Annotated in this window: 10 protein-coding genes; 2 read left to right on the top strand and 8 right to left on the bottom strand. The window is 70.4% G+C overall.

The genetic code is table 11. The features are described 5' to 3' along the window. The 8 genes from NM1_RS40385 to NM1_RS40350 all read right to left on the bottom strand — a co-directional run. Positions 1 to 247, bottom strand: a 247-nt coding sequence (locus tag NM1_RS40385; protein WP_255286284.1) for a Mur ligase domain-containing protein, incomplete at its 3' end; no start/stop codon positions are given. After that, positions 244 to 1,830: a UDP-N-acetylmuramoyl-L-alanyl-D-glutamate--2,6-diaminopimelate ligase gene (locus tag NM1_RS40380; protein WP_068033068.1), complete on the bottom strand. Its 1,587-nt coding sequence runs from the start codon at positions 1,828 to 1,830 to the stop codon at positions 244 to 246. The genes NM1_RS40385 and NM1_RS40380, both read right to left, overlap by 4 nt. Before the next feature lie 161 nt (positions 1,831 to 1,991). Further along, the gene (locus tag NM1_RS40375) at positions 1,992 to 3,875 is read right to left on the bottom strand and encodes a peptidoglycan D,D-transpeptidase FtsI family protein (protein WP_068033066.1); all 1,884 of its coding nucleotides are present in this window, start codon (positions 3,873 to 3,875) and stop codon (positions 1,992 to 1,994) included. Then, positions 3,872 to 4,855, bottom strand: coding sequence for a cell division protein FtsL (gene ftsL, locus NM1_RS43410; RefSeq protein WP_068033064.1), 984 nt, complete (start codon positions 4,853 to 4,855; stop codon positions 3,872 to 3,874). The genes NM1_RS40375 and ftsL overlap by 4 nt, the downstream gene beginning before the upstream one ends. Positions 4,856 to 4,961: 106 nt before the next feature. Further along, a complete protein-coding gene (rsmH, locus tag NM1_RS40365; protein ID WP_084520506.1) occupies positions 4,962 to 5,933 on the bottom strand; it encodes a 16S rRNA (cytosine(1402)-N(4))-methyltransferase RsmH in 972 nt (323 codons plus the stop codon). Between the two features lie 150 nt (positions 5,934 to 6,083). Then, complete coding sequence (gene mraZ / locus NM1_RS40360) at positions 6,084 to 6,515, bottom strand: division/cell wall cluster transcriptional repressor MraZ (RefSeq protein ID WP_068033060.1); 432 nt, start codon at positions 6,513 to 6,515, stop codon at positions 6,084 to 6,086. Positions 6,516 to 6,917: 402 nt separating this feature from the next. Continuing rightward, on the bottom strand, positions 6,918 to 7,352 hold the full coding sequence (locus tag NM1_RS40355) for an SCO2097 family morphological protein (protein WP_068033058.1): 435 nt from the start codon (positions 7,350 to 7,352) through the stop codon (positions 6,918 to 6,920). Positions 7,353 to 7,476: 124 nt separating this feature from the next. Further along, complete coding sequence (locus NM1_RS40350) at positions 7,477 to 7,917, bottom strand: SAV_6107 family HEPN domain-containing protein (protein WP_068033056.1); 441 nt, start codon at positions 7,915 to 7,917, stop codon at positions 7,477 to 7,479. A gap of 189 nt (positions 7,918 to 8,106) precedes the next feature. On the opposite strand from NM1_RS40350, the gene NM1_RS40345 reads away from it, so the two are divergent. Continuing rightward, positions 8,107 to 8,727 carry a GNAT family N-acetyltransferase gene (locus tag NM1_RS40345; RefSeq protein WP_068033054.1) on the top strand — a complete coding sequence of 207 codons (621 nt, stop codon included), beginning with the start codon at positions 8,107 to 8,109 and terminating at the stop codon, positions 8,725 to 8,727. A gap of 111 nt (positions 8,728 to 8,838) precedes the next feature. Next, positions 8,839 to 9,554: phytoene desaturase family protein (locus NM1_RS40340; RefSeq protein ID WP_157124128.1), on the top strand; the 716-nt coding region annotated here is incomplete at its 3' end.

Raw genomic sequence — 9,554 nt, 5'->3', positions numbered from 1 at the left:
CCACCACGATCGCGGGCACACCCACCGGCCGCGCGGCCAGCACGGCCACCGCGCCGGACTCGATCGCGCCCGCCGCGAAATCGTGCCCGTCGGCGCGCTCGCCGGGCAGTGCCAAGAACAGGTCACCGGGATCGACACGGCGCGAATCGAATTCGACCGCGCCGGTCACGGTCACCGCGGGGTCCGGAACATCGTGCAGCGTGCCGCCCACGATATCCGCGATCTCCCGCAGGGTCAGCTCGATCATGAAACCGTCAGGTCCTTCGTTTTCCGAGAGAGGGCCTCCGCCAGCACCTCGCGGTCATCGAACGGATACTTCACACCCGCAATCTCCTGCCCAGTCTCGTGCCCCTTCCCCGCCACCAGCACGACATCACCCGGTCGCGCCCAGTCCACGGCCGCCGCGACGGCCGCCGCCCGATCACCGATCTCGGTGACCTCGCCGCGCTCGGCCTCCGCGATTCCCAGCGCGCCGCCGCGGATCGCCTCGCGGATGGCCGCGGGCTCCTCGCTGCGCGGATTGTCGTCGGTGATGATCAGCAGATCGGCGCCGCGGGCCGCCGTCGCACCCATCAGCGGCCGCTTACCGGCGTCGCGGTCCCCGCCCGCGCCGACCACCACGGCCAGCCGGCCGCCCGAGCCGCGCACGTACTCGCGCAGGGTCGCGATCACCGATTCGACCGCGGCCGGTTTGTGCGCGTAGTCCACCACCGCCAGGAAATCCTGCCCCCGGTCCACGCGCTGCATCCGGCCCGGCACGTCCACCTGCGCCAGGGCCGCGGCGGCGGTGGCCGCGTCGACACCGGCCGCCGCGCACACCGCGACCGCCAGCAGCCCGTTGGCGATGTTGTAGTGGCCCGGAAGACGCAGCTGCACCTGGACTTTCGTCTCCGGTCCGGCCGCGGTGAAGGTCTGCTCGCCGCCGTCGGCGGAGGGACCGAGCGCGGTCCAGTCCGGCTCGTCCTCGCCCGTCGGGCTGGAGGTGGTCGCCACCGTCACCACGGAGGTGCGGCCGCCGATCTCGCGCGCCAGGCGGCGGCCCCACGCATCGTCGACACAGATCACGCAGTTCTGCGCGGCGACGGGCGAATCCGGCTCGAACAGGCGGCGCTTGGCGGCGAAGTAGTCCTCGAAGTCGGCGTGGAAGTCCAGATGGTCCTGCGACAGATTGGTGAACGCGCCCACCGCGAATCGCACGCCGTCGACGCGGCCCAGCGCCAGCGCGTGGCTGGACACCTCCATCACCACGTCCTGCACGCCCTGCTCGACCATCAGCGCGAACATGGCGTGCAGCTGCGGGGCCTCGGGGGTGGTGAGCGCGCTGGGCACGCGCTGTCCGCCGATCCGCGTCTCGATGGTGCCGATCAGCGCGGTCTGCCGTCCGGCCGCGACCAGCCCGGCCTCGATCAGATACGACGTGGTGGTCTTGCCGGACGTACCGGTGATCCCGATGACCTGCAGCCGCTGCGACGGATCGCCGTAGATGACGGCCGACAGCTCCCCCAGCACCGCGCGCGGATCGTCGCGGACCAGCACGGGCACGGCCACCGAACCGATCAGCTCCGCGCCGGCCGGGTCGGTGAGCACCGCGACCGCGCCCCGCTCGATGGCATCGGCGGCGAACCGGGCGCCATGCGCCTGGGAGCCCGGGAGCCCGGCGAACAGATCGCCGGGTTGCACGGCGTGGGACCGCTGTTCGATGCCGGTGACCACGACATCGTCGAGGTCGTCGCGGCTCGGGCGCGCGCCCGCGAGCTCGACGACCCTTCGCAGCGCGGTCGACGGCGGCGCCGACGGGCGCAGCGCCTGCGGGCTGGGCTGCACGGGCACGAAGCTCCTCTCGGTATATGCGGTTCTGTTATGCCGTCGCACGGTGACGGACTGGGGATCGACGTGTCAGGTTACCGTCAGCCCGCCTCCCCGCGTTCCTGGCATACAGGTTGGGAGCCGCCCGGCTCGGGCTCCTTCACGAAAACCACGGGTCGGAGCAGTTACATCTCCTGCAGGACAAGCGGTTTCGCCGGAGGAGAGGGCGGGATCCGATCCCGCTGCAGGGCCCACGAGGCGATGCTGTGGAACAGCGGCGCCGCCGACTGACCGCCGCTGCCGTCCGCGCTGCGGGTCGGCGCGTTCAGCATGATGCCGACGACGTAGCGCGGATTGTCGGCGGGGGCGATCCCGGCGAAGGTGATCCAGTAGCGGTCCGCGGAATAGCAGCGGCAGGCCTGGTCGATCTGCTGCGCGGTGCCGGTCTTGCCCGCGATCTGATAGCCCTCGATGCCGCCCGACGGCCCGGTCCCCTGCTGCACGCCCGTCGGATCGTGCTGCACCACCGACTGGAACATAGTGCGCAGGGTCCGCGCGGTCTGCGGGCTCACCACCCGCACCCCCTCGGGCTGCTCCTCGTCCGTGCGGCTGCCGTCCGGCCCGATCTCGGACTTCACGATGCGCGGCGGGATCCGCACGCCGTCGTTGGCGATGGCCTGGTACATCCCGGTCATCTGCAGCAGCGTCATCGAAAGGCCCTGGCCGATGGGAAGATTCGCGAACGTCGAGCCCGACCACTGATCGCGCGAGGGCACCACGCCGCCGCTCTCGCCCGGCAGGCCGACGCCGGTGCGCTGGCCGAGCCCGAACCGCTTCAGCATCTCGGCGTACCGGTCCTCGCCGACGCGCTGGGACAGCATCAGGGTGCCGACATTCGACGATTTGCCGAAGATCCCGGTGGTGGTGAACGGGGTGACGCCGTGCGGCCAGGCGTCGTTCACGGTGACGCCGCCCATGCTGATGGCGCCGGGCACCTGGTGCACCTCGTCCGGGGTGGTCAGGCCGTACTCGATGGCCGAGGCCGCGGTGACGACCTTGTTCACCGATCCCGGCTCGAAGGCGTCGGTGACGGACGGATTGCCCATATTGGGGGCGCCCCAGTTCTTCGGCCCCAGCTGCGGGTTGAAGGTGTTGTCGTTCGCCATCGCCAGCACCTGGCCGGTGTGCGCGTCCAGCACCACCGCCGAGGCGTCCTGCGCTTGCGACATCTGCTTGGCCTGCTGGACCTGCTGCTGCACGTAGTACTGCAGATCCGAATCCAGGGTCAGCTCCACCGCGGAGCCGTTCACCGCCGGTTGGCGGTCGCGCTCGCTGCCCGGGATCACCGCGCCGTCGGAGCCCTGATCGTAGGTGTGCGAGCCGTCGGTGCCCGCCAGCTCCGAATCCATCGAGGACTCCAGGCCGATCGCGCCGTGGCCGTCCCAGCCCGTCGCGCCGATCACATTGGCGGCGAGCGAGCCGCCCGGGTAGATGCGGCTGGGCTGGCGGTCGGTGCCGACCTCGGGGAACTTCTCCTTGATCTCGGAGGCGATGCGGGCGTCGACGTTGCGGGCGAGGTAGGTGAACTTGTCCTCGCTGCGCATCATGCCCAGCAGGTCCGATTCCTTCGGGCCGTCCTTGCCGAGCTTCTCGTGGATCATCTTCGCGATCGCCTGCAACCGCTGATCGGGATCGGGGGCCTTCGCGGACTTGGCCCGCGCCTCGGCCAGCTGTTTGCGGACCTCGACGGGTTGAAAGGTGAGCGCCTTGGTGGCCACGGTGAAGGCCAGCGACTTGCCGTTCCGGTCGGTGATCGGACCGCGCATCGCGTCGTCGGCGATGTGCACGGTGCGCTGGTTCGCCGCCTCCGCCGACAGCTTCGGGGCGGCGATCGTCTGCACCCAGAGCAATTGGGCCGCGACCAGGAGCAGTGCCACCAGCATCAGGATCCGGCCGACGCCGAACCGGAGCCGGAACGTGGCGTCGGCCGCCGTCCCGGGTCTGGCTCGTTTGCGCGGGCGCGCCGGGGCGCGCCGCGAGGAGGTCGAGCGTCCGCGCGCCGAACTCATCGAACCACCTCACCCGGGGCGGGAACTCCGGCCTGGTCCTGCGCTGCGGCAGGGGCCTGCCCTGCCGGAGCGGGGTTCGCGCCCGGCACCTGATTGACCGGAACCGGCTGATCCGTACCGGATTGGGCGGCCCGATCCGGCGTTCCGGACGGAACCTGGGCTCCCGCAGCCGGATTCGCGCCCGGCACCTGATTGACCGGGACCGGCTGGTTCGCGCCGGGACGGGCGGCCTGGTTCGGCGTTCCGGACGGAAGCTGCACCGGCGGAAGCTGATTCGTGCCCCCGGCCTGGTTGCTCACCGCCTGGTTCGCGCCCGCCGCCGGAGTGCTCGTGACCGGCAGGAGTCGCTCGCCGCTCGCCTGACCGGGCCTCGGGGGCACAGCGGTCGGCGCCGCCGGGGTGGTGTTCAACGGCGGCGCCGGAGCGCCGTGCTCGGGCGTCTCCTTGCCGATCACGGTCACCGTTCCGTCGGGGGCGATCAGCAGCCGGGAGGGATCCTTGGCCGGGATCATGCCCAGTTCGCGGGCGCGGTTGGCCAGGTCGGGGGCCGAATCGGCGGCCTCCACCTCGCGCTGCAGCGCCGCCCGCTCGTCGCCGAGCTGGCGGTTGATCCGCCGCGCGTCGCCGAGCTGGTAGCTGTCCTCGGCGGCCCGGGTGGTGAGCAGCAGGGTGAAGATCAGCCCGCACGCCAGCAGCGCGATGATGCCCGCCACGAACGGAATCCGCCCCGCCATCGCCGAGGCGGCCCGGCCCGGCAGCGGCGGCAGTGCGCCGTTGCCCTCGACCCGGTTGCGGCGGCGTTCGTAAGCCCGCTGCGCCGCACCGGATTTCACCCGCTCGGCCTGTTTCACGCGCCGCGGCGCGGCCTTTTCATCCCGGCGGGGCGTAATCGTCGCCGATCGCGTCGCCTCCCGCCCGGCCCGCCGTGCCGATTCCCGTTCGGCCCGCCGCGGTGCGTCCACCCGTGTGCGCACGCTCATCTTTCTGCCTCCCCTACTGCGATGAACCGGAGAGGTGCGGCGGCGTTCCCGGGGCCCTGCGTTGTTCCGCAGGTCAGCTGCCCCGGGACTACCGTCCGCACCGCACTCATCCGGCCTCCTGAATCCGTTCCACGGCCCGCATCCGCACCGGGGCGGCACGCGGGTTGTCCTCTATCTCCTGCGCCGATGCCTTCTCCGCCCCCCGGGTCAGCACCGTGAATTCCGGCCCCATACCGGGCAACTCGACCGGTAGGTCCATCGGCGTGCGCGACGCCGACCGCTGCGCGAACATCTGTTTGACGACCTTGTCCTCCAGTGACTGATAGGACATGACGACAATGCGGCCGCCCACCTCCAGCGCGTCCAGCGCCGCCGGCAGCGCGGCCTCCAGCGACTCCAGCTCCCGGTTGACCTCCACGCGCAGCGCCTGGAAGGTGCGCTTGGCGGGGTGCCCGCCGGTGCGCCGGGTGGCGGCCGGGATCGCGTCGTAGAGCAGCTCCACCAGCTCCGCGCTCGTGCTGAACGGGCGCTGCTGCCGCCGCTCGAGAACCTTGCTCGCGATCCGGCCCGCGAAGCGCTCCTCGCCATAGGTTTTCAGCACCCGGGCCAGTTCGCCGTGGCTGTAGGTGTTCAGCACGTCGGCGGCCGTCAGCTCGGCGGTGGGATCCATCCGCATGTCCAGCGGCGCGTCGACGGAGTACGCGAAGCCGCGCTCGGCCTCGTCCAGCTGCATCGACGACACGCCCAGGTCCATGAGGATCGCCCGCACCGAATCGGTCGGCGACAGCCCGGCCGTCGCCAGCGCGTCGGCGATGCCGTCGTAGCGGGTGTGCACCAGCGTGATCCGGTCCTCGAACGGCCGCAGCCGCTCGCCCGCCAGCTCGAGCGCGGCGGTGTCGCGGTCCAGTCCGATCAGGCGAATCGACGGATAGGTGCGCAGGAAGTGCTCGGCGTGGCCGCCCAGCCCGAGCGTCGCATCGACCAGGACGCCACCGGAAGCCAGTGCGGGACCGAGGATTTCGTCGGCTCGCCGCAGCAGGACCGGAACATGACGGGGAGGCGGGTTCGCATGATTCACCTCGACCTCCCGGATCCGCCTGCGATTGGACTGACACGTCGGTGGTGGTGAATGCCCCGTGGTCTCTGACCGACGATCGGCACCTGGCGTTGGGGAAGTACGTCAGGGTCCAGTCGGTCAGAGGCCGCGGGGCATTCGCCTCGCTCGGGGCTAGAAGATCCCGCCCAGCGACTCGTCTCTGGCCAGCGAGTAATCCTCCTCGTTTTCGGCGAGGTAGGACTCCCACGCCTGCTTGTCCCATATTTCGAGGAAATCGACCGAGCCGATCACCACGCAGTCCTTCGTCAGGCTCGCGTAGCGGCGGTGCTCGACCGACAGCGTGATCCGGCCCTGTCCGTCCGGACGTTGCTCATCGGTGGAGGCCGCCAAGGCCCGGACGAAAGCCCTTGCCTGCGGGTTGCTTCGGGATGCCGCGGAGGCCCGCCGCGCTAGCGCGGTGAACTCCTCCTTGGGATACACGGCAAGGCTGTGGTCCTGACCCTTCGTGACCATCAACCCTCCCGCCAGTTCGTCCCGAAACTTCGCCGGCAACGTCAGTCGCCCCTTGTCGTCCAGCCGAGGCGTGTAGGTACCGAGAAACACCGTCTCGACACCTCCTGCTGGATCACCTCGTCTGATCGGCCTCCATCAGTGCGCGTCCCACATTACCCCACTTTCCCCCACTTTCAATCGAAAGCCGCGGTGATCCCGGTCCACGCGTGGCGGATTTCCCAGGTCGCGTCAGCTATCGCCCAGGTGGGGAGATTTCACCGAGTTCCCCCGACGCATCCCGCAAATTCGTCCGACGACCCGACAACCGTCAGCAAACTCGCAGATCGGACCGGCTCGACGGCCGGGGTGGGCGGGAGTGGGGAGCACCCGTGGGGAGATGTGGGGTGTCCTGGAAGGCCGTGGTGACTGATACCCACCGGCCCTGGGAAGAGATCCGCACAACAAAACGACACGCCGCGCTTCGCACGGCGTGTCGCGGTAGGTCGACGGGGTCTAGTTGCCTTCTTCGAACCGGCGCCTGAACCGGTCCTCCATACGGGCGGCGAAGCCGCCGCCGGACTTGCGCGGTTTGCTCTTCGGACCGCCGCCGCCCGGGGCACCGCCGGTGCCCGGTTGCGCGTCCTCGCCCTTGCGACCGGTGCCCGGCAGACCCGAGCCACCCATCAGAAGGAGTACGCCCGCGCCGAACATCACGATGAACCCGAACAGGCTGATGATGGGAAAACCGCCCGGCTTCACGGGCAGGGCGATGCCCGCGACGAGTAGAACCAGGCCGAGGACGAACAAGGCCGCCGCCTGAAGTCTGCGTCTACCGGTGATCGAACGTAGGCGTCCGCCACGGACGGTCGAGGCGAACTTGGGGTCCTCAGCATAGAGCGCGCTCTCGATTTGTTCGAGCATGCGCTGCTCGTGCTCGGAGAGTGGCACGGTACCTCCCCCGGCACTTGTCGTGGTGGTCGCCTCCGGGTAGACGACAAGTAGCCGACCTTGGCGGCTACCTGCCACCAATGATACGAGTTCGATCAGTGCGCTACCACCTACTCGCCGATGTTCAGGCCGTGCCGTCGGCAAGCCCGCCCTCCATCGGCCGCAATCGAGCCGTCGTACTGATCAAGTCTTCCACATCGTGCAGGAATGCTCCTACCCGAGAAGCGAACTCATCGGCGCGCCGCGCATCGACCGGCCGATCGAGCCCGGCCTCGATCGCCGCGCGGGTCTCGGAGAAGGAACTGAAGTAGTCGGCCCACATCACGAACTCGGGCGCGGCCTGCTGCATCAGCACCCAGGCGTTGCGCGAACGCGCCCGGGGCGCACGGTCGGCGCCGGTGAGCGCGAGCACCGCTCCCGCGCCGCGCAGCGCCGCCAGATATGCGGTCCGGAACCGCTCGCGCGGATCGACCTCGCCGGCCGACTGCAGCAGCAGCCCGTCGGCGCGGTCCAGCAGACCACCCGCCCGCCCGGAACGTCCCGGATTCCCGATCCGACCAGCCATTGCGGCACCTCCACACCCTTCGCACACCCGGGCCCGTCGAGTACATCGCCGACCGGACGGACCGAACAGGTATTCGAACGTTTCAATTGAGTGTGAATATAGAGACGACCACCGACAAACTTCCGCCCCGCGCTCGTCCCCGCGTCCGAGCGCGGCCACCGCGTCGAACGAGAGCCACGCTGTCCTGACATGACCGCCCTCAGACCGCACCACACCCCCGCCCCCGTCGTCGTCGACCTGTCGGTCGCCGCACTACGCGCCCGGCTGCACGACGCGCTGGCGGTGTACGTCGCGGCCATGGACTATCCGCGCGGCACCGAACACCACCGCGCGCCGATGTGGACCGAGCACACCACGCGGCCCGGCTGGCAGGCGGTGGCGGCCGTGATCCCCGACGACACCGGGGAATTCGACCTGCGCACCGCGCCGATCGTCGCGATCGCCTACGGCTACCGCGGCGCGCCGCATCAGTGGTGGCATCAGCAGGTCCACAACGGGATGCGCCGCTCCGGCTGGCCCGAACACGCCGCGCAGGAACTGCTGTCGAACTACTTCGAACTCACCGAGCTGCACGTGCACCCTGCCGCGCAGGGCCGCGGAATCGGCGAGACGCTGCTGGTCCGGCTGCTGCGGGACCGGCCGGAGTCCGCGGCGCTGCTGTCCACGCCGGAGGTCGACCGCGAGGACAATCGCGCGTGGCGGCTATATCGGCGCCAGGGATTCACCGATGTGATCAGGCATTTCGTCTTCTCCGGCGATACCAGGCGGTTCGCGGTGCTGGGCCGCCGACTGCCGATGGAAACACCGTGAAGGGGCCTTTCGCACTGGGCGGCGAGGTGCGGCCGTGAGCGAGCTTGCGAGCGAACCATCGACACAGCGCGCATCGCGCACGGCGGAACCGAGCGCCGGCGAGGTGCAGCCGTGAGCGAGCCGCCGCGGCGTGTCGTGGTTGTCGGCTCGGGCCATAATGCGCTGGTCGCCGCCTGCTACCTCGCCCGCGCGGGGCATGCGGTGGAGGTGCTCGAACGCGACGAGGTGCTCGGCGGAGCGGTGTCGACGGTGGAGCGGTTTCCGGGCCATCTGGTCGATCGCGGCTCCTCGGCGCACATCATGATCCGGCACACCGGGATCATCGAGGAACTGGAGCTGGAGCGGTTCGGGCTGCGCTATATCGATTGCGACCCTTGGGGATTCGCGCCCGCACCGGCGGGAACCGACCGGCCGCCGATCGTGTTCCAGCGCGACCTCGACGCCACCTGCGCGTCGATCGAGGCCGCGTGCGGCACCCGCGACGCCGACGCGTACCGGCGCTTCGCCCGGGTGTGGGGCCCGCGCGCGCAGCGGGTGATGCGGGCCTTCGCCGGACCACCGGGGCCCGGCCGGTTGCTGCGGTCGTTCTGGGGGCTGGACAGCCGGGCGGGCGGCGCCGCGCTGTCCCGCGAATTTCTGCAGTCCGGAGATGCCCTGCTGGACAGCTACTTCGACGACGAACGGCTGAAGGCCGCGCTGGCCTGGTTCGGCGCACAGTCGGGACCGCCGATGTCGGAACCCGGTACGGCTCCGATGGTCGGGTTCGCCGCACTCCTGCACACGCTGCCGCCGGGGCGGGCGGTCGGCGGCAGCGGCGCGCTCACCGC

It is taken from the genome of Nocardia mexicana NBRC 108244 (assembly GCF_001613165.1).
GTDB classification, from domain to species: Bacteria; Actinomycetota; Actinomycetes; order Mycobacteriales; family Mycobacteriaceae; genus Nocardia; species Nocardia mexicana.
Note: the sequence above shows the minus strand (reverse complement) of the source record. Positions and strands in the feature narration are given on the sequence as shown.